The sequence below is a fragment of the Pseudomonas sp. MF6747 genome, from assembly GCF_963890955.1.
Taxonomy (GTDB): domain Bacteria; phylum Pseudomonadota; class Gammaproteobacteria; order Pseudomonadales; family Pseudomonadaceae; genus Aquipseudomonas.
The window spans coordinates 450,745-472,894 of record NZ_CAWPSZ010000001.1; the positions used below are offsets into that span (position 1 = coordinate 450,745).

At 60.5% G+C, this 22,150-nt stretch carries 22 protein-coding genes and 1 pseudogene; 10 read left to right on the top strand and 13 right to left on the bottom strand.

Going from position 1 to position 22,150, the window contains the following annotated elements:
- Nucleotides 1-60 precede the first annotated feature (60 nt).
- The 5 genes from AACW30_RS02120 to dadA all read right to left on the bottom strand — a co-directional run bounded on the left by AACW30_RS02120 (nucleotide 61) and on the right by dadA (nucleotide 4,105).
- Nucleotides 61-477 carry a c-type cytochrome gene (locus AACW30_RS02120; protein WP_099488297.1) on the bottom strand — a complete coding sequence of 139 codons (417 nt, stop codon included), beginning with the start codon at nucleotides 475-477 and terminating at the stop codon, nucleotides 61-63.
- A gap of 182 nt (nucleotides 478-659) precedes the next feature.
- A complete protein-coding gene (locus tag AACW30_RS02125) occupies nucleotides 660-1,208 on the bottom strand; it encodes a cupin domain-containing protein (protein WP_106575843.1) in 549 nt (182 codons plus the stop codon).
- Nucleotides 1,209-1,324: 116 nt separating this feature from the next.
- Nucleotides 1,325-2,398 carry an alanine racemase gene (alr, locus tag AACW30_RS02130; protein WP_119737240.1) on the bottom strand — a complete coding sequence of 358 codons (1,074 nt, stop codon included), beginning with the start codon at nucleotides 2,396-2,398 and terminating at the stop codon, nucleotides 1,325-1,327.
- Between the two features lie 80 nt (nucleotides 2,399-2,478).
- On the bottom strand, nucleotides 2,479-2,832 hold the full coding sequence (locus AACW30_RS02135; protein ID WP_016970573.1) for a RidA family protein: 354 nt from the start codon (nucleotides 2,830-2,832) through the stop codon (nucleotides 2,479-2,481).
- Complete coding sequence (gene dadA, locus AACW30_RS02140; RefSeq protein ID WP_106575845.1) at nucleotides 2,804-4,105, bottom strand: D-amino acid dehydrogenase; 1,302 nt, start codon at nucleotides 4,103-4,105, stop codon at nucleotides 2,804-2,806. Before dadA ends, AACW30_RS02135 begins: the two co-directional genes overlap by 29 nt.
- Nucleotides 4,106-4,260: 155 nt before the next feature.
- On the opposite strand from dadA, the gene AACW30_RS02145 reads away from it, so the two are divergent.
- Complete coding sequence (locus AACW30_RS02145) at nucleotides 4,261-4,749, top strand: Lrp/AsnC ligand binding domain-containing protein (RefSeq protein ID WP_003176896.1); 489 nt, start codon at nucleotides 4,261-4,263, stop codon at nucleotides 4,747-4,749.
- A gap of 128 nt (nucleotides 4,750-4,877) precedes the next feature.
- Here AACW30_RS02145 and AACW30_RS02150 read toward each other — a convergent pair whose 3' ends face one another.
- Nucleotides 4,878-5,231, bottom strand: coding sequence for a YkgJ family cysteine cluster protein (locus tag AACW30_RS02150; RefSeq protein ID WP_003176897.1), 354 nt, complete (start codon nucleotides 5,229-5,231; stop codon nucleotides 4,878-4,880).
- 115 nt (nucleotides 5,232-5,346) lie between these two features.
- On the opposite strand from AACW30_RS02150, the gene AACW30_RS02155 reads away from it, so the two are divergent.
- Nucleotides 5,347-6,639, top strand: coding sequence for an NAD(P)/FAD-dependent oxidoreductase (locus AACW30_RS02155; protein ID WP_200622550.1), 1,293 nt, complete (start codon nucleotides 5,347-5,349; stop codon nucleotides 6,637-6,639).
- Here the strand turns inward: AACW30_RS02155 and AACW30_RS02160 are convergent, their stop codons facing one another.
- Nucleotides 6,640-6,864 (bottom strand): DUF1127 domain-containing protein, encoded by a 225-nt coding sequence (locus AACW30_RS02160; protein WP_169367839.1) that lies wholly within the window; start codon nucleotides 6,862-6,864, stop codon nucleotides 6,640-6,642.
- A gap of 165 nt (nucleotides 6,865-7,029) precedes the next feature.
- Here AACW30_RS02160 and AACW30_RS02165 point away from each other — a divergent pair, with 165 nt between their 5' ends.
- Both AACW30_RS02165 and AACW30_RS02170 read left to right on the top strand, forming a co-directional pair.
- Entirely contained in the window at nucleotides 7,030-8,454 is a 1,425-nt protein-coding gene (locus tag AACW30_RS02165) for an aminotransferase-like domain-containing protein (protein WP_200622552.1), read from the top strand.
- A 62-nt stretch (nucleotides 8,455-8,516) separates the two neighbouring features.
- Nucleotides 8,517-10,085 carry a phospholipase D family protein gene (locus tag AACW30_RS02170; protein WP_179610013.1) on the top strand — a complete coding sequence of 523 codons (1,569 nt, stop codon included), beginning with the start codon at nucleotides 8,517-8,519 and terminating at the stop codon, nucleotides 10,083-10,085.
- 124 nt (nucleotides 10,086-10,209) lie between these two features.
- Here AACW30_RS02170 and AACW30_RS02175 read toward each other — a convergent pair whose 3' ends face one another.
- On the bottom strand, nucleotides 10,210-11,352 hold the full coding sequence (locus AACW30_RS02175) for an MFS transporter (protein ID WP_200622554.1): 1,143 nt from the start codon (nucleotides 11,350-11,352) through the stop codon (nucleotides 10,210-10,212).
- Between the two features lie 187 nt (nucleotides 11,353-11,539).
- Nucleotides 11,540-13,033: an aldehyde dehydrogenase gene (locus tag AACW30_RS02180; protein ID WP_179610014.1), complete on the bottom strand. Its 1,494-nt coding sequence runs from the start codon at nucleotides 13,031-13,033 to the stop codon at nucleotides 11,540-11,542.
- Between the two features lie 230 nt (nucleotides 13,034-13,263).
- On the opposite strand from AACW30_RS02180, the gene AACW30_RS02185 reads away from it, so the two are divergent.
- Nucleotides 13,264-13,626, top strand: coding sequence for a cupin domain-containing protein (locus AACW30_RS02185; protein WP_145158135.1), 363 nt, complete (start codon nucleotides 13,264-13,266; stop codon nucleotides 13,624-13,626).
- A 71-nt stretch (nucleotides 13,627-13,697) separates the two neighbouring features.
- Here AACW30_RS02185 and rpmG read toward each other — a convergent pair whose 3' ends face one another.
- Both rpmG and rpmB read right to left on the bottom strand, forming a co-directional pair.
- Complete coding sequence (rpmG, locus tag AACW30_RS02190; RefSeq protein ID WP_003176906.1) at nucleotides 13,698-13,853, bottom strand: 50S ribosomal protein L33; 156 nt, start codon at nucleotides 13,851-13,853, stop codon at nucleotides 13,698-13,700.
- 11 nt (nucleotides 13,854-13,864) lie between these two features.
- Complete coding sequence (gene rpmB, locus AACW30_RS02195) at nucleotides 13,865-14,098, bottom strand: 50S ribosomal protein L28 (RefSeq protein WP_003176907.1); 234 nt, start codon at nucleotides 14,096-14,098, stop codon at nucleotides 13,865-13,867.
- A gap of 458 nt (nucleotides 14,099-14,556) precedes the next feature.
- On the opposite strand from rpmB, the gene AACW30_RS02200 reads away from it, so the two are divergent.
- Nucleotides 14,557-16,149 carry an ABC transporter substrate-binding protein gene (locus AACW30_RS02200; protein ID WP_169367842.1) on the top strand — a complete coding sequence of 531 codons (1,593 nt, stop codon included), beginning with the start codon at nucleotides 14,557-14,559 and terminating at the stop codon, nucleotides 16,147-16,149.
- A 27-nt stretch (nucleotides 16,150-16,176) separates the two neighbouring features.
- Here AACW30_RS02200 and radC read toward each other — a convergent pair whose 3' ends face one another.
- A complete protein-coding gene (radC, locus tag AACW30_RS02205; protein WP_119737230.1) occupies nucleotides 16,177-16,851 on the bottom strand; it encodes a RadC family protein in 675 nt (224 codons plus the stop codon).
- A 143-nt stretch (nucleotides 16,852-16,994) separates the two neighbouring features.
- On the opposite strand from radC, the gene coaBC reads away from it, so the two are divergent.
- From coaBC to argB, 4 genes and pseudogenes are all read left to right on the top strand, one after another.
- Complete coding sequence (gene coaBC / locus AACW30_RS02210) at nucleotides 16,995-18,203, top strand: bifunctional phosphopantothenoylcysteine decarboxylase/phosphopantothenate--cysteine ligase CoaBC (protein WP_010207499.1); 1,209 nt, start codon at nucleotides 16,995-16,997, stop codon at nucleotides 18,201-18,203.
- Between the two features lie 5 nt (nucleotides 18,204-18,208).
- Nucleotides 18,209-18,664 (top strand): dUTP diphosphatase, encoded by a 456-nt coding sequence (gene dut / locus AACW30_RS02215; protein ID WP_200622556.1) that lies wholly within the window; start codon nucleotides 18,209-18,211, stop codon nucleotides 18,662-18,664.
- 240 nt (nucleotides 18,665-18,904) lie between these two features.
- Nucleotides 18,905-20,326 (top strand): annotated as a pseudogene (locus AACW30_RS02220) (phosphomannomutase/phosphoglucomutase); the annotation flags it as partial.
- Nucleotides 20,327-20,345: 19 nt separating this feature from the next.
- Entirely contained in the window at nucleotides 20,346-21,251 is a 906-nt protein-coding gene (gene argB / locus AACW30_RS02225) for an acetylglutamate kinase (protein ID WP_015886532.1), read from the top strand.
- Nucleotides 21,252-21,449: 198 nt separating this feature from the next.
- Here argB and pyrE read toward each other — a convergent pair whose 3' ends face one another.
- Nucleotides 21,450-22,094 carry an orotate phosphoribosyltransferase gene (pyrE, locus tag AACW30_RS02230; protein WP_106575858.1) on the bottom strand — a complete coding sequence of 215 codons (645 nt, stop codon included), beginning with the start codon at nucleotides 22,092-22,094 and terminating at the stop codon, nucleotides 21,450-21,452.
- Nucleotides 22,095-22,150 lie beyond the last annotated feature (56 nt).

Genomic DNA, 22,150 nt, shown 5'->3' on the forward strand with positions numbered 1-22,150 from the left:
AAGTACAAATCCCAGGCACAAAAAAGCCGCTGGGCAGCGGCTTTTTTGGCGAAGATCGGTCTACTTCAAGCCCGACATCTTCTCGATCGCACCTTTAAGCTCAGCATCCGAGCAATCGGCACAGGTGCCTTTGGGCGGCATGGCGTTCAAGCCGGTAATCGCCTTGGCCAGCAGGCCATCGAGGCCGCCTTGGTGGTCGGCACGGTCTTTCCACGCCGCGGTGTCACCAATTTTCGGTGCGCCCAACAGGCCGGTGCCGTGGCAGGCGTTGCAGTGCTTGGCGATCACGTCATCCGGTGTTTTTGCACCGCCGCCGCCACCGGCTGCCACCGCCACTTCCATGCCTTTGCATTCCTGGCCCTGAACACAGACTTGGCCGACAGGCTCCAGGCGCTTGGCAATTTCATCATTGGTCGCAGCTTGAGCGCTGACAGCCCATAGGGCCAGTACGGTTGCTGGTGCAGCCAGCATTTTCATAATTAGGTTCACGCGTTCACCCTCAATGGTGGCTATTCACGCCTGCGGCCACGGTTTCGCAGGCGGCGAAAGTATAACGGTTAGCCCGTCCGGCTGAAACAACCCTATTAAATAAAGGGAGATTCAGCCCTGCGGAATACAGCTACGGGTGTGTCTGCAACGCTGGCAGCACGCCTCTTGTGTCAAAAGTTCGCGGGTGTGGCTGCGCTGATTAGTCGCGCCGGCACATCGAACGGGTTGCGAAAACGATGGGGCTTGGTGCTTTCAAAGTAGTAGCTATCGCCGGCTTCGAGCACAAAAGTTTCAAGACCGACCACCAATTCCAGGCGACCTTCCACCAGAATCCCGGTTTCCTCGCCTTCGTGGGTGAGCATTTCTTCGCCAGTGTCGGCGCCCGGCGGGTAAATCTCGTTAAGAAACGCAATCGCCCGGCTCGGGTGTGCGCGGCCCACGAGTTTCATGGTGACGGCGCCGTCCGATATGTCGATCAGCTCATTGGCTTTATAGACGACCTGGGTCGGTTTTTCCTGGAGGATCTCCTCGGAAAAGAATTCGACCATCGACATGGGAATGCCACCCAGTACCTTGCGCAAGGAGCTGATCGAGGGGCTGACACTGTTTTTTTCGATCATCGAAATGGTGCTGTTGGTGACACCCGCGCGCTTGGCGAGCTCGCGCTGGGAAAGACCCTTCAGTTTACGGATGGATTGCAGTCGTTCGCCGACGTCCAATGCAGGAGCCTCCTAGGATTCAGGCTTTGTTGTAATTGAGCGTTATCATGGCGACAGCGTTCAGTATTTACAACACTTGGGCCTAAATCCCGGCCGGCTTCACTCGTAGGCAGCGCTTAGGCCCCGCAATAGAGCCTTGGCACGCGGCGCAGGTTGCAGAAGATCTGGTAGGGAATGGTCTCGGCAGCAGTCGCGACGTCGCTGGCGAGAATAGTTTTGCCCCACAGCTCCACGGTGGAACCGAGCCCGGCCTGCGGGACGTCGGTGAGGTCGACACACAGCATGTCCATGGATACGCGGCCCAGCAACTGGCTGCGCTGGCCCGCCACCAACACCGGTGTGCCGGTTGGCGCGTGCCGTGGATAGCCATCGGCGTAGCCCATGGCGACCACGCCGATCCGCATCGGTTTGGGTGTGATGAACTTGGCGCCGTAGCCCACCGGCTCGCCGGCCGGCAGTTCGCGCACGCAGATGACCTTGGATTCCAGCGTCATCACCGGCTGCAAGCGCGCGGCGATGGCCTGGTCTTCACCAAACGGCGTGGCGCCGTAGAGCATGATGCCTGGGCGCACCCAGTCGCTGGACACGTTCGGCCAGCCCATCACGGAAGGCGAGTTGCGCAGGCTGACTTCGGCCGACAAACCTTGGCGCGCCGCTTCAAACACCGCCACTTGTTCATTGCTGCGTACACAGTCGAGCTCGTCGGCACGGGCGAAGTGGCTCATCAATACGATTTTCGCCACTTTACCGCTGGCCAGCAGGCGCTGATAAGCCTCGTGGTAATCCTTGGGATGCAGGCCGACACGATGCATGCCCGAATCCAATTTGAGCCAGATGGTCAGCGGCTTGCTCAACCGGGCCTGCTCAATCGCGTCCAACTGCCACAGCGAATGCACCACGCACCACATATCGTGCTCGATAATCAGCGGCAGTTCGTCAGCTTCAAAAAAGCCTTCCAGCAGCAATACCGGCGCGCGAATCCCGGCGGCCCGCAGCTCCAGTGCCTCTTCGATGCAGGCCACGGCAAACCCGTCGGCCTCGGCTTCCAGCGCCTGGGCCACGCGCACGGCGCCATGGCCGTAGGCATCGGCCTTGACCACGGCGAGGGCCTTGGCCCCCGTGACTTCACGGGCCAGTTGGTAATTGTGGCGCAGGGCTTGGAGGTCGATCAGGGCACGGGCAGGACGCATGGCGGCAGGCTTCTAGGCGGCAGAGTGAAAAAAAAACCGGCACCGACCAACAGCGTCGGCACCGGGAGAGGGATCGTTGTTTAGGGCAGAGCGGCCACGACGGACAGCTCTACCAGGATTTCCGGTTCGCACAGCTTGGCTTCAACCGTGGCACGGGCCGGGGCAACGCCTTTAGGCAGCCACTTGTCCCACACCGCGTTCATGCCGGCGAAATCGGCGTCGATGTCTTTCAAGTAGATCGTCACCGACAGCAGCTTGGATTTGTCGGTGCCGGCCAAGTCCAGCAAACGCTCGATATTGGCCAGGGTTTCACGGGTCTGCTTTTCAATCCCGGCACTCATGTCGTCGCCGACTTGCCCTGCCAGATACACGGTACCGCTGTGAACAACGATCTGGCTCATGCGCTCATTGGTGAGCTGGCGCTGGATTGACATGTTTTGCGGACTCCTGGTGGTTGCCGTAGCGGGAAATATCGAGGCCTTCGGCGCTGATCTGCGGGGTTTTCTTCGCCATCAGGTCGGCCAGCAAACGACCAGAGCCACAGGCCATGGTCCAGCCAAGTGTGCCGTGCCCGGTATTGAGGAACAGATTCTTGAAAGGCGTGGCGCCGACAATCGGCGTGCCGTCGGGCGTGGTCGGGCGCAGGCCGGTCCAGAACGTGGCTTCGGTCAAATCGCCGCCCTGAGGATAAAGGTCGTTGACGATCATCTCCAGGGTTTCACGCCGGCGCGGGTTCAGCGACAGGTCAAAACCGGCGATTTCAGCCATACCGCCGACGCGGATGCGATTGTCGAAACGGGTGATCGCAACCTTGTAGGTCTCGTCCAGAATGGTCGAAGTCGGTGCCATCGCCGGGTTGGTGATCGGCACGGTCAGCGAGTAACCCTTAAGCGGGTACACCGGTGCCTTGATCCCCAGCGGTTTGAGCAGTTTCGGCGAATAGCTGCCGAGGGCCAGTACATAACGGTCCGCGGTTTCCAGCTTGCCGTCGATCCACACGCCATTGATGCGGTCGCCTGCGGAGTCGAGGCGCTGGATGTCCTGGTCGAAGCGGAACTCAACGCCCAGCTGCTTGCACATGTCGACCAGGCGCGTGGTGAACATCTGGCAGTCGCCCGTCTGATCGTTCGGCAGGCGCAGCGCGCCAGCAAGAATATCCGTGACGCTGGCCAGGGCCGGCTCGACGCGGGCGATACCGGCGCGGTCGAGCAGCTCGAACGGTACGCCAGACTCTTTGAGCACGGCGATGTCTTTGGCCGCGCCGTCCAGTTGCGCCTGGGTGCGGAACAATTGCGTCGTGCCGAGGCTGCGGCCTTCGTAGGCAATGCCGGTTTCAGCACGCAGTTCGTCGAGGCAGTCGCGGCTGTACTCGGACAGGCGCACCATGCGCTCCTTGTTCACTGCATAGCGGCTGGCGGTGCAGTTGCGCAGCATCTGCGCCATCCACAGGTATTGATCGATATCAGCGGTGGCCTTGATCGCCAGCGGCGCGTGGCGCTGCAGCAGCCACTTGATCGCCTTGAGCGGAACGCCCGGGGCGGCCCAGGGCGAGGCGTAACCAGGCGACACCTGGCCGGCGTTGGCGAAACTGGTTTCCATGGCAGCGGCTGGCTGACGGTCGACCACGACGACTTCAAAGCCGGCCCGCGCCAAATAGTACGCACTGGTCACACCAATGACGCCGCTACCCAAGACCAGAACGCGCATTTTATATCCTCATCGCGGGCTTGGCCGCTGACGTGTGTTATTCGAGCAATGATGAGCGCAGTATAAAAAGCAATTGCCAGTGCATTTCACTATATAAATGCCTATATTTGGCGACAATTCTCGGTAAAAACCCTTTTGACAGAGGCGTATCCCCTATGCGTACCAACACCCAGACCAAGCGGGAGCTGGACAAGATCGACCGCAATATCCTGCGCATCCTGCAAACCGACGGGCGCATTTCGTTCACGGAACTGGGGGAAAAAGTCGGGCTGTCGACCACGCCGTGCACCGAGCGCGTACGCCGACTGGAACGCGAAGGCATCATCATGGGCTACAACGCGCGGCTCAATCCGCAGCATTTGAAGGGCAGTTTGCTGGTATTTGTCGAGATCAGCCTCGATTACAAGTCCGGCGACACCTTTGAAGAATTCCGCCGCGCCGTGCTCAAACTGCCCCATGTGCTGGAGTGCCATTTGGTGTCGGGAGACTTCGACTACCTGGTGAAGGCACGGATTTCCGAGATGGCCTCGTACCGCAAATTGCTCGGCGACATCTTGCTCAAGTTGCCCCATGTGCGCGAATCAAAGAGCTATATCGTGATGGAAGAGGTGAAGGAGAGCTTGAACCTGCCGATCCCGGATTGAACTGCCACAATGCGGTCAATTGTGGGAGCAGGCTTGCGCGCGAATTCTGTGTATCAGCCCGCGCATTTTTCACTGACCCGCTGCATTCGCGAGCAAGCCCGTTCCCACATTTAGAGTAGGTAAATTCACTAGACCAAGACTTGCCGGGTGCTGGCCATGTATTCGTGGATTTGCTTCTCAACCCGCGGATGAATCAACTCCACCGGGCCCCGCCCGTTGGGGCATGGCAAGGTCTTGGTGGTACCAAACAACCGGCAGATCAGCGGGCGTTCGTCGTACACCGTGCAGCCATTGGGCCCAAGGTGCACGCAGTTCAGCTCGTCCATGGCGGCGTCCTGCTCGGCTGCGGTCTTGCGTGGCAGGCGCGACATTTCCTCGGGCGAGGTCGTCACCGGCCCACAGCAGTCGTGGCAACCCGGAACACACTCGAACGAAGGAATCTGCCTGCGCAGCGCGCTGATTTTCTGACTGTTGCAACTCATCGAAACACATACCGGACGGCGAATAGGCGTGGATTCTGACGCAAAACGCCCTGCGCAGACAGCTTCGTCCGACCGCTGTATCCTGCGTCAAATTTTCCAAACAGGGATGCTCCCCATGACCGCCAGCGCCCGGCACACCGATTCCTACTACGCCGCCAGCAGCGTCCCACAACCCGATTACCCGGCGTTGACGGGCGAAGTCAGCGCCGATGTGTGCGTAATTGGCGGCGGTTACTCCGGGCTCAACACCGCCCTGGAACTGGCCGAACGCGGTTACAGCGTGGTGCTGCTGGAGGCGCGCAGGATTGGCTGGGGCGCCAGTGGTCGTAACGGCGGCCAGCTGATTCGCGGCGTCGGCCATGGCCTGGACCAGTTTGCCAACGTGATCGGCACCGACGGCGTGCGCCAGATGAAGTTGATGGGCCTGGAAGCCGTGGAGATCGTGCGCGAGCGCGTCGAGCGCTATCAAATCCCCTGCGACCTGACCTGGGGTTACTGCGACCTGGCGAACAAACCTCAGCACCTGCACGACCTGGCCGAAGATGCCGAAGAACTGCGCAGCCTCGGCTATCGCCATGAAGTACGCCTGCTGCAAGCCAACGAGATGAGCAGCGTGATCGGTTCCGACCGCTACGTGGGCGGCATGATCGACATGGGCTCCGGCCATTTGCACCCGCTGAATCTGGCCCTCGGCGAAGCCGTCGCCGCGCAGAAGCTGGGCGTGAAGCTGTTCGAGCAGTCCGAAGTGACACGCATCGACTACGGCCCTGAAGTGAACGTGCACACCGCCCTTGGCAATGTGCGCGCCAAGACCCTGGTATTGGCGTGCAACGCCTACCTCAATGGCCTCAACCCCTACCTGAGCGGCAAAGTGCTGCCCGCCGGCAGCTACATCATCGCCACCGAGCCGTTGAGCGAAGCCCAAGCTGCCCACCTGCTGCCCCAGAACATGGCCGTCTGTGATCAACGGGTAACGGTGGATTACTTCCGGCTGTCCGCCGACCGCCGCCTGTTGTTCGGCGGCGCCTGTCACTATTCCGGACGTGATCCGCAAGACATCGGCGCCTATATGCGCCCAAAAATGCTCAAAGTGTTCCCCCAACTGGCCGACGTGAAGATCGACTACCAGTGGGGCGGCATGATCGGCATTGGCGCCAACCGGTTGCCGCAGATCGGCCGGTTGGTGGATCAACCCAACGTGTATTACGCCCAGGCCTACTCGGGGCACGGCCTGAATGCCACGCACCTGGCGGGTAAGCTGCTGGCCGAGGCAATCAGTGGCCAGCAGCGGGGTCGCTTCGATCTGTTCGCCCAAGTACCGCACATCACCTTCCCCGGCGGCCAACACTTGCGCTCGCCGTTGCTGGCGCTGGGGATGCTCTGGCACCGCCTCAAAGAGCTGGTCTGATCAATCACGCCAGAACGGCTTCAGGCCTTCCTGGCGCGCTTGTTCGGCGGTCAGCCCGACGTCGCGCAGTTGCTCGCGAGTCAGGTGCAGCAAGGCTTTGCGCGTGTGACGGCGGTGCCAGAACAAACGCCAGCGGCTGATCTCCCGTGGCGCCGTCGCGCGCTCTTGCCCTGCCTGCAATTCCTGACTGTGTAACATCAGACGCACATCGCTCATGCCGCTCATTATGCTGCCCCTCAGTTGCTTGTTGCCATGAGTGACTAGCCTGAGCGCAACGGCAAAACCATGACAGATTCAACACACCCTTATTAAATCCATACAGATACTGCCCATGACCGCCTGAATCCTGTATTTTCCGCCTATCTGTACTGGTCCTCGGGAGCGACCGCCATGACCCTTTACGTCAACCTTGCCGAATTACTGGGCACTCGCATCGAACAGGGCTTCTATCGTCCCGGCGATCGCTTGCCGTCTGTGCGCGCGTTGAGCGTTGAATATGGGGTTAGTCTGAGCACCGTGCAACAGGCCTACCGGTTGCTGGAAGACAACGGCCTGGCGATGCCAAAACCCAAGTCCGGCTACTTTGTACCGGTTGGGCGCGAGCTGCCGGCGCTGCCCGAGGTAGGCCGCCCGGCCCAGCGGCCGGTGGAAATTTCACAGTGGGACCAGGTGCTGGAACTGATTCGCGCGGTGCCACGCAAAGATGTCATACAGATGGGCCGAGGCATGCCGGATGTATTGTCGCCGACCCTGAAACCCTTGCTGCGCAGCCTGGCGCGTGTGAGTCGCCGCCAGGATCTGCCGGGGCTGTATTACGACAACATCCTCGGCTGTATGGAATTGCGTGAGCAAATTGCACGCCTGTCATTGGATTCCGGCTGCCAGCTGACGGCTGAAGACATTGTGATCACCACCGGATGCCACGAAGCGCTGTCCGCCAGCATTCACGCGATCTGTGAGCCGGGCGATATCGTCGCGGTGGATTCGCCAAGCTTTCACGGTGCCATGCAGACCCTGAAAGGCCTGGGCATGAAGGCCCTGGAAATCCCCACGGACCCAATCACCGGCATCAGCCTTGAAGCGCTGGAACTGGCGCTGGAACAGTGGCCGATCAAGGTCATCCAGCTAACGCCCAACTGCAACAACCCCTTGGGCTACATCATGCCGGAGGCACGCAAACGTGCGTTGCTGACCCTGGCCCAGCGCTTTGACGTGGCGATCATTGAAGACGATGTGTATGGCGAATTGGCCTACAGCTACCCTCGCCCGCGCACGATCAAATCCTTCGATGAAGACGGCCGCGTGCTGCTGTGCAGCTCGTTCTCGAAAACCCTGGCGCCCGGTTTGCGCATTGGCTGGGTAGCGCCCGGTCGCTACCTGGAGCGGGTGCTGCACATGAAATACATCAGCACCGGTTCCACCGCGACCCAACCACAGATCGCGATTGCGGAGTTCTTGAAAAATGGCCATTTCGAACCGCATTTGCGGCGGATGCGCACTCAATACCAGCGCAATCGCGACCTGATACTCGACTGGGTCAGCCGCTATTTCCCGACCGGCACACGGGCCAGCCGGCCTCAAGGCAGCTTCATGTTGTGGGTAGAGCTGCCGGAAGGCTTCGATACGCTCAAGCTCAACCGCGTGTTGGTGGAGCAAGGCGTACAGGTGGCGGTAGGCAGTATCTTTTCCGCTTCGGGCAAATACCGGAACTGCCTGCGCATGAACTACGCTGCCAAACCGACCCCGCAAATTGAAGACGCAGTACGCAAAGTCGGCGCCGCCGCGATCAAGATGCTCGCCGAGACGCCAGACTGACCTTTCGCCGGAATTAGCCGTCATATGCCCACAATCGCCCTGACCTGGAAGCAGCGCCCTTGATGATCCAACGGCTTTTACCGTTTTTCCTGCTGGGCGCCCTGGCGCTGGGCGGCTGCGCAACAGTCGACACGCCGCGCATCCCCAGCGACGCCCTGCCCGCCGCGCAATCCTCATTCGGCCGTTCGATCCAGGCGCAAGCGGCGCCGCATCAAGGCCGCTCGGGTTTTCGTTTGCTGCCCAACAGCAGCGAAGCCTTCATGGCCCGCGCCGAACTGATCCGCAACGCCCAGAGCAGCCTCGATCTGCAGTACTACATCGTCCACGACGGCATCAGCACGCGCATGCTTGTGGACGAATTGCTCAAGGCAGCCGACCGCGGCGTGCGCGTGCGCATCCTGCTGGATGACACCACCAGCGACGGTCTCGACCAGGTCATCGCCACCCTCGCCGCCCACCCGCAGATCGAAATTCGCCTGTTCAACCCGCTGCACCTGGGCCGCAGCACCGGCGTCACTCGGGCCATGGGGCGCCTGTTCAACTTGTCGCTGCAACATCGGCGCATGCACAACAAGTTGTGGCTGGCGGACAACAGTGTCGCCATCGTCGGCGGGCGCAACCTGGGCGACGAGTATTTCGACGCCGAGCCCAACTTGAATTTCACCGATATCGATATGCTCAGCGTGGGCCCGGTGGCCGAGCAACTCGGGCACAGTTTTGATCAGTACTGGAACAGCGCACTGAGCAAACCGATTGATGACTTCGTCTCCAACAGCCCCTCCAAACGTGACCTGGCCGCCGCCCGCGTGCGCCTGCAAGATTCGCTCGCCGAGTCCCGCCAGCAAAACCATGCGCTGTACAACCGCTTGCGCACCTACCAGACCCAACCCCGCATGGACATCTGGCGCCGCGAGTTGATCTGGGCCTGGAACCAGGCACTGTGGGATGCGCCGAGCAAGGTGCTGGCCAAGGCCGACCCGGACCCGCAGTTGCTGCTCACCACCCAACTGGCGCCGGAGCTTGAAGGCGTCAACCATGAGCTGATCATGATTTCGGCGTATTTCGTCCCCGGCCAGCCTGGGCTCGTGTACCTGACCGGCCGAGCCGACGCAGGGGTGTCGGTGAGCCTGCTGACCAATTCGCTCGAAGCCACCGATGTACCGGCGGTACATGGCGGCTATGCGCCATACCGCAAGGCACTGCTGGAGCACGGCGTAAAACTCTACGAGTTGCGCCGCCAACCCGGCGACCCCAGTGCAGGCAGCGGCCCGCACCTGTTTCGCCGGGGCTCGTTGCACGGCTCGGATTCCAGCCTGCACAGCAAGGCGATGATCTTTGATCGGGAAAAGTCGTTTATCGGCTCGTTCAATTTTGACCCGCGCTCGGTGCTGTGGAACACCGAAGTCGGCGTGCTGGTGGACAGCCCCGAGCTGGCGGAACACGTGCGCAACCTGGCGCTGCAAGGTATGGCGCCGGCGTTGAGCTACCAGGCGAAATTGCAGGATGGCCGGGTGGTATGGGTCACTGAGGATAACGGCCAACTGCATACGCTGACCGAGGAACCCGGCAATTGGTGGCGCAGGTTTAATGCCTGGTTTGCCACTTCAGTCGGCCTGGAGCGGATGCTGTAGGAACTATGAAGATCCAGTGTGGGATCGGGCTTGCTCGCGAATGCGGTGGATCAGTCAATATTGCCGTTAACTGACACACCGTATTCGCGAGCAAGCCCGCTCCCACATTCGCTCCCGTTTCAAATCAGGCGGGCTGTGCGACGCCAAATGCACCCTGACGCAACAACAGCACCACCAGCCCCAACGCGCCGGCGGCCATCAGCAACGGCAACGCATGCCCGCTGATCCACTGGCTGCCCGCCCCGGCCACCAGTGGCCCTATCAAGCAACCGATGCCCCACAACTGCGCCACGTGAGCATTCGCGCGCACCAGCGCATCGTCGCGGTAACGCTCGCCGATCAGGATCAGCGACAAGGTGAACAACCCGCCGGCACTGGCGCCGAAGACCACCCACACCGGCCAGATGAGCGGGGTGTGCATCAGCAGTGGAATCGCCAGGCTCGAGATCAGCAACAGCACCGCACAGCTCAAGAACAGCGTGCGACGCGGCAGGTAGTCAGCCAGTGCGCCGATAGGCAATTGCAACAGCGCATCACCCACCACCACCGTGCTGACCATGGCCAAGGCGACCTCGGCCGTAAAATCCTGTTGCAGGCAATACACCGGCAGCAGCGTCAGAATCATCGCTTCGAACGCCGCGAATAAAGCCACCGCCCAGGCAATCGCCGGCAGGCTCAAGCAAAAGCGCCATAAGTCGCCAAAGGTGACACTGAAGGACTCAGCCGTCGGCGCGCCGGAGCGCCCCAGCAACAGCAGTGGCGCGGCCATCAGCAGACCTACGCCCACCCAGAAGCCGTAATCATGATCGGTGCCAATCACACCCAGCAGCAGCGGCCCCGACAGTTGGCTCAAGGCGTAACTGCAGCCATACAGCGCCACCAAGCGGCCCCGCCACTGCTCCACCACCAACTGGTTGATCCAGCTTTCGCCAAGGATAAACACGATGGTCAGGATCACCCCGATCATCAGCCGCAGCACCAGCCAGACCGGATAGCTGGGCAGGATTGCCAGCAGGCCGATGGACACTGCACCGGCCCACAGGCACAGGCGCATCAGGTTGGCGGTGCCCAGCCATGAGGCCATGCGGCTGGAGACCTTGGCGCCCAGTAGTACGCCGAAGGCTGGCATGGCCGCCATTACGCCGATAGCGAAACTGCCATAGCCCCAGCCTTCCAGGCGCAGGGACACCAGCGGCATGCTGACCCCGAGGGCCAGACCGACGCTGAGTACCGAGGCCAGGACGGCGAAGTAAGTCGCCCAACGCATGTCCACGCTCCTGTGGATAATTTTCAGGGTTTCAAACGAACTGTAGGAGCGAGCCTATGTGGGAGCCGGGCTTGCCTGCGATGCAAGCACCTTGGTGTGTCAGTCACACCTCGGTGATGCTATCGCAGGCAAGCCAGCTCCCACAAAAGCCAGCTCCCACATTTGGCCTGCGGTGCTTCCTACAGGGTTACAGCTTGATCCAGGTTGCCTTCAGTTCGGTGTACTTGTCGAACGCGTGCAGCGACTTGTCGCGACCGTTACCGGACTGCTTGAAGCCACCAAACGGCGCGGTCATGTCACCGCCATCGTACTGGTTGACCCACACGCTACCGGCGCGCAAGGCCTTGGCCGTCAGGTGCGCCTTGGAGATATCCGCCGTCCACACCGCTGCGGCCAGGCCGTATTGGGTGTCGTTGGCGATGGCGATGGCTTCCTCGGCGCTGTCGAAGGTGATCACTGACAGAACCGGGCCAAAGATTTCTTCCTGGGCAATCTTCATGGCGTTGGTCACGCCGTCGAAAATCGTCGGTTCAACGTAAGTGCCACCGGTTTCTTCCAGGGTGCGCTTGCCGCCCGCAACCAGCTTGGCGCCGTCGGCGTGGCCAGCTTCGATGTACGACAGCACGGTGTTCATCTGCTGGGTGTCCACCAGCGCACCGACGTTGGTCGCCGGGTCCAGCGGGTTGCCTGGCTTCCAGCCTTTGAGGGCCTCGATCACCAGCGGCAGGAATTTATCCTTGATGGAGCGCTCCACCAGCAGACGCGAACCGGCGGTGCAGACTTCGCCCTGGTTGAAGGCGATGGCGCCAGCGGCGGATTCGGCCGCCGCTTGCAGGTCCGGGGCATCGGCGAACACGATGTTCGGGCTCTTGCCGCCCGCTTCCAGCCACACGCGCTTCATGTTGGACTCGCCGGAGCGAATCAACAGCTGCTTGGCGATTTTGGTGGAACCGGTGAACACCAGGGTGTCGACGTCCATGTGCAGCGCCAAGGCATTGCCCACGGTGTGGCCGTAGCCCGGCAGCACGTTGAACACCCCTTTTGGAATACCGGCTTCAACGGCCAGGGCCGCGATGCGGATGGCGGTCAGCGGGGATTTTTCGGACGGCTTGAGGATCACCGAGTTACCGGTAGACAGCGCCGGGCCGAGTTTCCAGCAGGCCATCATCAGCGGGAAGTTCCACGGTACGATCGCGCCGACAACGCCGACCGGCTCGCGGGTCACCAGGCCCAATTGATCGTGCGGAGTAGCGGCAACTTCGTCGTAGATCTTGTCGATGGCCTCGCCGCTCCAGCTCAGCGCGTTGGCTGCGCCAGGCACGTCAATGCCCAGGGAGTCGCTGATCGGCTTGCCCATGTCCAGGGTTTCGAGCAGGGCCAGCTCTTCGGCATTGGCCTTGAGCAGCGCGGCGAAACGGATCATGGCGGACTTGCGCTTGGCCGGTGCCAGACGTGACCAGACGCCGGAATTAAAGGTGGCGCGGGCATTTTCTACGGCGCGCTGGGCGTCGGCGGCGTCGCAGCTGGCGACGGTTGCCAGCAGGCGGCCATCGACCGGGCTGATGCATTCGAACGTGTCACCGGAAACAGCGGCGGTGTATTCGCCATTGATGTAGGCGCGGCCTTCGATCTTCAGATCCTTGGCGCGTTGTTCCCAGTCGGCACGGGTCAGGGTGGTCATGCGAGTGTCCTCCTCTTATTGAATACAAGGGCCAGGTGATGTCCCCCGGCAGCCTCAAAGAATTCTTGCCCGGCCAGCCTGCTGTTCGGCTCAAGGCAGCTGCCACCCTAAACCAGCGGCTGGGGGTGTTTCAATATATTTGACACAACGCCGGTAAACGCCCTTGCGATGTTCATTTTAATAAACATAGACTTTGGACTCTCCAACCGCAGGCCAGACGGGACACGCACATGAGCATCCAGGACATCGTCGACTTCAGCCAAGCCAATACCGCCCCCGAACGCTACCGGCCGGCCGCCGAAAAAGTCCTCAAGGGCGATCCCGAGCAAACCCTCTACAACCACTACAACAGCCCGTGCGGCCAGATGAGCGCCGGGGTCTGGGAAGGTGAAGTCGGGCAATGGAAGGTCAACTACAGCGAGCATGAATATTGCGAGATCGTGCAGGGCGTTTCGGTGCTGCGCGATGCCGACGGTAACGCCAAGACCTTGCGTGCGGGCGACCGCTTCGTGATCCCCGCGGGTTTCAGCGGCACCTGGGAAGTGCTGGAACCGTGCCGCAAGATCTACGTGGTGTTTGAACAGAAAGCCTGATCAGCAAATCACAGGCAAAAAAAAGCCCGACTCGTGAGAGACGGGCTTTTTTTCACAAGGAAGAAAATCAATTACTTGATTTTGCCTTCTTTGTAGATCACGTGCTTGCGAACGCGCGGGTCGAACATTTTCTTTTCGAGCTTGTCCGGGGTAGTACGCTTGTTCTTGTCGGTAGTGTAGAAGTGACCAGTACCGGCGCTAGAGATCATTCGAATCAATTCACGCATGATAAAGCTCCTTAGATCTTGCCAGCGGCGCGGATTTCGGCCAGCACGACAGTGATGCCGCGCTTGTCGATGATACGCATGCCTTTGGCAGATACACGCAGGCGAACAAAACGTTTCTCTTCTTCAACCCAGAAGCGGTGATGCTGCAGGTTCGGCAGGAAACGACGACGGGTTTTGTTATTTGCGTGGGAAATGTTATTCCCAGTCACCGGACCCTTACCGGTAACTTGACAGACTCTCGACATGCCTCAGCCCTCTAAAACCACATGCCCAACCCGGCATGGGTTGGCCGCTTAATCTCTCAGTCATTTGGCGCCAGGCGCCGCGTTTCTTTAAGGGTCTTACCGGCTACACCTACAGTGAAGGAACCGGGCCCCTAGAAAAGAGCGCTGCTTTATACCAGAAAGACCAAGGTGCAACAACAGCCCGTGTGTTTTTACCGGCGTAAATCTTGGCGACAGACGCCTGAACCGTTGCCAGGAGTGGCCGCTGTAACAGCCGACCGCTCGTCGCACAGAATGATTTACAGCGCTCGCACGCACGATGAAGTGCACGGCGAAACGCGCTGAGGCGCCATCAAAACAGCATTTGCGCCAAAAGCACAGGCAAAAATGGACTAGTCATTTATCAATCAGACCACTACGGTAGGCTTTTTCCAGACTGCACTCGCAGATGGGCCTTCGATCTGCAAAGGAAACCGAACATGCGCCTCGCTGCCCTACCGCTATTGCTAGCCCCTCTATTTATTGCGCCGGCGGCCCTGGCTGCTACCAGTTTAAGCGTGTGTACCGAAGCCAGCCCTGAAGGGTTCGATGTGGTGCAATACAACTCGCTCACCACTACAAATGCCTCGGCCGACGTCCTGATGAACCGCCTGGTGGACTACGACGCCGCCAGCGGCAAGCTGGTGCCGAGCCTCGCAGACAGTTGGGACGTTTCGCCAGATGGCCTGACGTACACCTTCAAGCTGCACCCGGATGTGAAATTCCACCGCACCGAATACTTCACCCCAAGCCGCACCCTCACCGCCGAAGATGTGCGCTTCAGTTTCGAGCGCATGCTCGACCCGGCCAACCCATGGCACAAGATCGCCCAAAGCGGCTTCCCGCATGCCCAGTCGCTACAGTTGCCGACGCTGGTCAAGAAGATCGACGCCCTCGACCCGCTGACCGTGCGCTTCACGCTCGATCATGCCGACTCGACCTTCCTCGCCGCGTTGAGCATGGGCTTTGCCTCAATCTACCCGGCCGAATACGCCGACAAGCTGCTCAAGGCCGGCACTCCGGAGAAGCTTAATAGCCAACCTATCGGCACCGGCCCGTTTGTTTTCGTCCGGTTCCAGAAAGATGCCGTGGTTCGCTACAAAGCCAACCCGGACTATTTCGCCGGCAAACCGGCTGTGGATAACTTGCTGTTCGCCATTACCCCGGACGCCAACGTGCGCCTGCAGAAATTGCATCGCGACGAATGCCAGATCGCCCTCTCGCCCAAGCCGCTGGATGTGGGCGAGGCCGAAAAAGACCCGGCATTGAAGGTGGAGAAAACCGCCGCCTTCATGACTGCATTCGTGGCCATCAACAGCCAGCATCCGCCGCTGGACAAGCCGGAAGTGCGCCAGGCAATCAATCTGGCGTTCGACAAGAACAGCTACCTCAAGGCCGTGTTTGAAGGCACCGCCGAGGCGGCCAATGGCATTTATCCACCCAATACCTGGAGCTATGCCAAAGACCTGCCGGGTTATCCACAGGACATCGCCAAGGCTAAGACGCTGCTCGACCGCGCGGGGCTCAAGGACGGTTTCAAGACCACCATTTGGACACGCCCAACCGGCAGCTTGCTGAACCCCAACCCTAACCTGGGTGCACAACTGTTGCAGGCAGACCTGGCCAAGATCGGCATCCAGGCAGAGATCCGCGTGATCGAATGGGGCGAACTGATTCGCCGCGCCAAGGCCGGTGAACATGACCTGCTGTTCATGGGCTGGGCCGGCGATAACGGCGACCCGGATAACTTCCTCACCCCGCAGTTCTCTTGCGCGGCGGTGAAATCCGGCACCAACTTTGCCCGCTACTGCGACCCCGCGCTGGACAAACTGATCAGCGCTGGCAAGACCACCAGCGAGCAAGGCGTACGCACCAAGTTGTATCAACAGGCCCAGGCGCAGATCCAGCAGCAGGCGTTGTGGCTGCCGCTGGCGCATCCGACCGCGTTTGCCCTGACACGCAAGAATGTCGAGGGCTATCAGGTGAGCCCGTTCGGGCGCCAGGACTTCTCGAAAGTCAGCGTCAAGCCCTGATGACCTGCCCCGCCTTTGCGGGCGGGGCTACATCCACCCGTATTCCGCCATCGACAACGGATCACCATCACCGACGATGATGTGATCCAGCACCCGCACATCCACCACCTCCAACGCCTTTTGCAGCAACTTGGTCAATTTTCGATCAGCCGCACTCGGCTCGACACTCCCGGAAGGATGGTTGTGACACAGAATCAATGCTGCCGCGTTGTACGCCAACGCACGCTTGACCACTTGCCGCGGGTAAACAATGGCAGTGTCGATGGTGCCCTGGGACAGCGCCTCAAAGCCCAGAACGCGGTGCTTTGAGTCGAGAAACAGGCAGCCAAAGATCTCGTGAGGCTCATGACGCAGCAGCGCCTTGAGGTAGTCACGCACTGCCAGCGGGCTTTCCAGCACCGAGTCCGCGCGCAGGCGTTCGGCCATGTGCCGTCGGGACATCTCCAGCACAGCCTGCAACTGGGCAAACTTTGCCGGCCCTAACCCCAAATGCTGGCTGAACAGCGTCTGGTTGGCCTCCAACAGCGGGCGAAGGCCGCCAAATTGCGCCAGTAAATGGCGCGCCAGGTCGACCGCGCTTCTGCCCGACACCCCGGTGCGCAGGAAGATTGCCAGCAGTTCGGCATCCGACAGCGTTGCCGCGCCCCATTCCAAAAGTTTCTCCCGCGGACGTTCCGCCACAGGCCAATCGCGAATACTCATCCCACCTCCGTGTGCATGTGCGCCGCTGTTGCCCGGCGGACGCTGTGTTATCTTAAGCCCTCTTTTTTGCGTGCGATTTCTCCTGGGGAGGGGGCATCGCAGGCGTCATTGAACTGGCATCACTGAACTGGAAAGGCAAACCAATGCAGCGTCTGTATCGGAAACGCATCGTTCTCGGCGTCGGCGGCGGCATTGCCGCCTACAAGAGCGCAGAGCTGGTTCGCAGGCTCCTGGACCAGGGCGCCGAAGTGCGCGTAGTCATGACCCGCGGCGGCAGCGAGTTCATCACCCCGCTCACCATGCAAGCTTTGTCCGGCCACCCGGTTCATCTGGACCTGCTGGACCCGGCGGCCGAAGCCGCGATGGGCCATATCGAGCTGGCCAAATGGGCCGATCTGGTACTGATCGCCCCGGCAACCGCCGACTTGATCGCCCGCCTGGCCCAAGGCATCGCCGATGACCTGCTGACCACGCTGGTGCTGGCCACCGACGCCACCGTCGCCATCGCCCCGGCCATGAACCAGGCCATGTGGCGCGACCCGGCGACCCAGGCCAACACCCAGCTCCTGCAAAGCCGAGGCCTCAAGGTGTTCGGCCCGGCGTCCGGCAGCCAGGCCTGCGGCGACGTCGGCATGGGCCGCATGCTCGAAGCCACCGACCTGGCGCTGTGCGCCGCCGAGTGTTTCCAGCACCTGGCCCTTACCGGCAAACACGTGCTGATCACCGCCGGCCCGACTCAGGAAAACATCGACCCGGTGCGCTACATCACCAACCATAGCTCAGGGAAAATGGGCTTTGCATTGGCCGAAGCGGCGGTTGAGGCAGGCGCACGTGTCACCTTGATCACCGGCCCGGTGCATTTGCCGACGCCTGATCGGGTCACGCGAATCGACGTAGTCAGCGCCCGGGACATGCTGGCGGCTTGCGAGGCAGCCATTCCCTGCGACCTGTTTATCGCCTCGGCGGCGGTTGCAGACTACCGCCCGGAAGTCGTAGCCCCGCAAAAGCTTAAGAAAGACCCTACAAGCGGCGACGGCCTGCTCCTGCAAATGGTGCGCAACCCCGACATCCTGGCGACCATCGCCACGCGTGCGGACCGCCCTTTCAGCGTCGGCTTTGCCGCCGAAACCGAGCACCTGCTGGACTACGCGGCACGCAAATTGAAAGACAAAAACCTCGATCTGATCGTTGCCAATGATGTCGCCAACCCGAGCATCGGCTTCAATAGCGAGGAAAATGCCATCAGCGTGATCGACCGCGAGTTGCACGCCACCGTTTTCGCCCAGACCAGCAAAGGCAAGATTGCCCGCCAACTGATCTCATTTATCGCCCAACGGCTGAACCAGGTTTAATTGACATGCACGCTTTGCAAGCCAAGATTCTCGACCCACGCATCGGCAACGAATTCCCACTGCCGACCTACGCCACCCCAGGCTCCGCCGGGTTGGACCTGCGCGCCATGCTCAAGCAAGACACCGTTCTTGAACCGGGCCAGACTCTCCTGATCCCTACCGGCCTGTCGATTTATGTTGGCGATCCGGGCCTGGCGGCACTGATCCTGCCGCGCTCCGGCCTGGGCCACAAACACGGCATCGTGCTGGGCAACCTGGTCGGCCTGATCGACTCCGACTACCAGGGCGAGCTAATGGTGTCGTGCTGGAACCGCGGCCAGTCCGCCTTCAACATTGCTGTTGGCGAGCGTATCGCGCAACTGGTGCTGGTGCCGGTGGTGCAAGCGCACTTCGAACTGGTTCAGGAGTTTGATGAGACTCAACGCGGCGCAGGCGGTTTTGGGCATTCCGGCAGCCACTGACTAAGCTGAATCAGGCCGGACGCTTTTGTCCGGCCCGATGCCACCGCAAGGCTTTTCAGGACGAAGAATGCGCGGAATTAATCAGCGAGATTTCATCATTGAAATCAATGCATTACGCAGCCATAAGCACTGAGTGCCAGCTCCGATGGCACTTTTGCACCACGAACTCTCTGCCGAAAACGCCGTCATACCCTTCAGTTTGAGCCTGCCGGTCAGCCACTTTAAAGCCAGCTTTTCCCCCTTCAGATGGAGTTTCCCCCCGCAATGAGTACCGCAGCCCGAGTAGCCCCGACATTTCCCGACAGCATCTTTCGCGCCTATGACATCCGTGGCGTCGTGCCCAAGACCCTGACCGCCGAAACCGCCTATTGGATCGGCCGTGCCATCGGCTCCCAAAGCCTGGCCCAGGGCGAACCCAATGTATCGGTAGGCCGCGATGGCCGCTTGTCCGGCCCGGATCTGGTGGAACGACTGATCCAGGGCCTGGCCGACAGCGGCTGCCACGTCAGCGATGTGGGCCTGGTGCCGACCCCTGCGTTGTACTACGCAGCCAACGTACTGGCTGGCAAGTCCGGCGTTATGCTCACCGGCAGCCATAATCCCTCGGACTACAACGGCTTCAAGATCGTCATCGCCGGTGACACCCTCGCCAACGAACAGATTCAGGCGCTGCACGAGCGCCTGAAGACCAACGATCTGACCACCGGCACCGGCAGCATCACCAAAGTCGATATTCTTCAACGCTACTCTGACCAGATCACTGGCGACGTCAAACTCGCCCGCCGCCTGAAAGTGGTGGTGGACTGCGGCAACGGCGCGGCCGGCGTGATTGCCCCGCAACTGCTCGAAGCCCTGAACTGCGAAGTGATCCCGTTGTTCTGCGACGTCGACGGCAACTTCCCTAACCACCACCCGGACCCGGGCAAGCCTGAAAACCTGGTGGACCTGATCGCCAAGGTCAAGGAAACCGGCGCCGACGTGGGCCTGGCGTTCGACGGTGACGGCGACCGCGTCGGCGTGGTGACCAACACCGGCGAGAACGTGTTCGCCGACCGCCTGCTGATGTTGTTTGCCCGCGACGTGGTGGCCCGTAACCCCAACGCCGAAATCATCTTCGACGTGAAGTGCACCCGCCGACTCACCCCGCTGATCAAGGAATACGGCGGTCGCCCACTAATGTGGAAGACCGGCCACTCGTTGATCAAAAAGAAAATGAAGGAAACCGACGCGCTGTTGGCCGGCGAAATGAGCGGCCACGTGTTCTTCAAAGAGCGCTGGTTCGGGTTCGACGACGGCATTTACAGCGCCGCCCGTCTGCTGGAGATCCTCAGCAAGGAAAAATCCACGGCGCAGGAGCTGTTTCAGACCTTCCCGAATGATATTTCTACGCCAGAGATCAATATCCATGTGACCGAGGAGAGCAAATTCAGCATCATTGACGCACTGCACGATGCGCAATGGGGCGAAGGCGCCAACCTGACCACCATTGATGGTGTGCGCGTCGATTACGCCAAAGGCTGGGGCCTGGTTCGTGCGTCCAACACCACACCGGTGCTGGTCCTGCGTTTCGAGGCGGATACCGAGGCTGAGTTGCAGCGCATCAAGGACGTGTTCCACGCCCAGTTGAAACGTGTTGCCCCTGATCTCCAATTACCGTTCTGATTTTTTACCGGAGCCCTGAATGACCCTCGAACGCGAAGCCGCTGCCAATACTGCCAAGGTCCTGTCCGAAGCGTTGCCTTACATTCGACGCTACGTCGGCAAGACGCTGGTGATCAAGTACGGCGGCAATGCCATGGAAAGCGACGAGCTGAAAACCGGCTTTGCCCGCGACATCGTGTTGATGAAAGCTGTCGGGATCAACCCGGTGGTGGTGCACGGTGGCGGCCCGCAAATCGGCGATCTGCTCAAGCGCTTGTCGATCGAGAGTCACTTCATTGATGGCATGCGCGTCACAGACGCGCAGACCATGGACGTGGTGGAGATGGTCCTTGGTGGCCAGGTCAACAAAGACATCGTCAACCTGATCAACCGACATGGTGGCAGCGCCATCGGCCTGACCGGCAAGGACGCGGAGCTGATCCGCGCGAAAAAACTGACAGTTACCCGTCAGACGCCAGAGATGACCCAGCCGGAAATTATCGACATCGGCCAGGTCGGTGAAGTGATCGGCATCAACACCGACCTGCTGAACCTGCTGGTCAAAGGTGACTTCATTCCGGTGATCGCGCCAATCGGCGTGGGCGCCAACGGTGAGTCCTACAACATCAACGCCGACCTGGTAGCCGGTAAAGTGGCCGAAGCGCTGAAGGCTGAAAAGCTGATGCTGCTGACCAACATTGCCGGCCTGATGGACAAGGAAGGCAAGGTGCTGACGGGTTTGACCACCCAGCAGGTGGACGAGCTGATCGCCGACGGCACCATCTACGGCGGCATGCTGCCGAAGATCCGTTGCGCGCTGGAAGCCGTACAAGGCGGCGTGGGTAGCTCGCTGATTCTGGATGGCCGCGTGCCTAATGCAATCCTGCTGGAAATCTTCACCGATACCGGTGTGGGCACGCTGATCAGTAATCGCAAGCGTCCTTAAGCTTCAGAAAACAAAAGGCCCCGCTCAATGACATTGAGCGGGGCCTTTTTTATGAGGTCTTCAAGGTGGAATGCAATCCAATGTGGGAGCGGGCTTGCTCGCGAATGCGGAGCGTCAGTCAATACTTCTGCTGAATGACTGACTACATTCGCGACCAAGCCCGCTCCCACAAGGGGTTTGCGACGCCTTTGGATCGCCTCAGACGCCGAACTGCTCGCGGTACGCACGCACCGCCGGCAAGTGCTGCTTGAGCTGCGGATCGTCTTCCAGGAACTGCAACACCTGGTTCAGCGACACAATGCTCACCACCGGAATGCCGAAATCACGTTCCACTTCCTGAATTGCCGACAACTCACCGTTGCCGCGCTCCTGACGATTCAGCGCGATCAGCACGCCGGCGGCCTTGGCGCCATCTTGGGATGCGATGATCTGCATCACCTCACGGATGGCGGTACCGGCGGTGATCACGTCATCGATGATCAGCACGTCGCCCTTGAGCGGAGCCCCAACCAGGCTACCGCCTTCGCCATGTGCCTTGGCCTCTTTGCGGTTGAAGCACCACGGCAGATCCAGCCCGTGATGTTCAGCCAACGCCACGGCAGTCGCGGCCGCCAGCGGGATGCCCTTGTAGGCTGGGCCAAACAAAACGTCGAAGGAAATGCCGCTTTCAACGATGGCTGCCGCGTAGAAACGACCCAGCTGAGCCAGGGCCGAACCCGAGTTGAACAGGCCTGCATTGAAGAAGTACGGGCTGGTGCGCCCGGACTTCAAAGTGAACTCACCGAAGCGCAAAACGCCGCGATCGATGGCAAAACGAATGAAATCGCGTTGATACGCCTGCATGAAAAAAAGCCTCAGATACCACGGATTTAGCTAATTAGGTAGACGGCGTGTATCAT

Bases quoted from the DNA above. Each gene is read 5' to 3' on its own strand.
- AACW30_RS02120 (WP_099488297.1), bottom strand. From the start codon at position 477: ATGAAAATGCTGGCTGCACCAGCAACCGTACTGGCCCTATGGGCTGTC.
- alr (WP_119737240.1), bottom strand. From the start codon at position 2,398: ATGCGTCCTGCCCGTGCCCTGATCGACCTCCAAGCCCTGCGCCACAAT.
- AACW30_RS02135 (WP_016970573.1), bottom strand. From the start codon at position 2,832: ATGTCAATCCAGCGCCAGCTCACCAATGAGCGCATGAGCCAGATCGTT.
- dadA (WP_106575845.1), bottom strand. From the start codon at position 4,105: ATGCGCGTTCTGGTCTTGGGTAGCGGCGTCATTGGTGTGACCAGTGCG.
- AACW30_RS02145 (WP_003176896.1), top strand. From the start codon at position 4,261: ATGCGTACCAACACCCAGACCAAGCGGGAGCTGGACAAGATCGACCGC.
- AACW30_RS02150 (WP_003176897.1), bottom strand. From the start codon at position 5,231: ATGAGTTGCAACAGTCAGAAAATCAGCGCGCTGCGCAGGCAGATTCCT.
- AACW30_RS02155 (WP_200622550.1), top strand. From the start codon at position 5,347: ATGACCGCCAGCGCCCGGCACACCGATTCCTACTACGCCGCCAGCAGC.
- AACW30_RS02160 (WP_169367839.1), bottom strand. From the start codon at position 6,864: ATGAGCGGCATGAGCGATGTGCGTCTGATGTTACACAGTCAGGAATTG.
- AACW30_RS02165 (WP_200622552.1), top strand. From the start codon at position 7,030: ATGACCCTTTACGTCAACCTTGCCGAATTACTGGGCACTCGCATCGAA.
- AACW30_RS02170 (WP_179610013.1), top strand. From the start codon at position 8,517: ATGATCCAACGGCTTTTACCGTTTTTCCTGCTGGGCGCCCTGGCGCTG.
- AACW30_RS02175 (WP_200622554.1), bottom strand. From the start codon at position 11,352: ATGCGTTGGGCGACTTACTTCGCCGTCCTGGCCTCGGTACTCAGCGTC.
- AACW30_RS02180 (WP_179610014.1), bottom strand. From the start codon at position 13,033: ATGACCACCCTGACCCGTGCCGACTGGGAACAACGCGCCAAGGATCTG.
- AACW30_RS02185 (WP_145158135.1), top strand. From the start codon at position 13,264: ATGAGCATCCAGGACATCGTCGACTTCAGCCAAGCCAATACCGCCCCC.
- rpmG (WP_003176906.1), bottom strand. From the start codon at position 13,853: ATGCGTGAATTGATTCGAATGATCTCTAGCGCCGGTACTGGTCACTTC.
- rpmB (WP_003176907.1), bottom strand. From the start codon at position 14,098: ATGTCGAGAGTCTGTCAAGTTACCGGTAAGGGTCCGGTGACTGGGAAT.
- AACW30_RS02200 (WP_169367842.1), top strand. From the start codon at position 14,557: ATGCGCCTCGCTGCCCTACCGCTATTGCTAGCCCCTCTATTTATTGCG.
- radC (WP_119737230.1), bottom strand. From the start codon at position 16,851: ATGAGTATTCGCGATTGGCCTGTGGCGGAACGTCCGCGGGAGAAACTT.
- coaBC (WP_010207499.1), top strand. From the start codon at position 16,995: ATGCAGCGTCTGTATCGGAAACGCATCGTTCTCGGCGTCGGCGGCGGC.
- dut (WP_200622556.1), top strand. From the start codon at position 18,209: ATGCACGCTTTGCAAGCCAAGATTCTCGACCCACGCATCGGCAACGAA.
- argB (WP_015886532.1), top strand. From the start codon at position 20,346: ATGACCCTCGAACGCGAAGCCGCTGCCAATACTGCCAAGGTCCTGTCC.
- pyrE (WP_106575858.1), bottom strand. From the start codon at position 22,094: ATGCAGGCGTATCAACGCGATTTCATTCGTTTTGCCATCGATCGCGGC.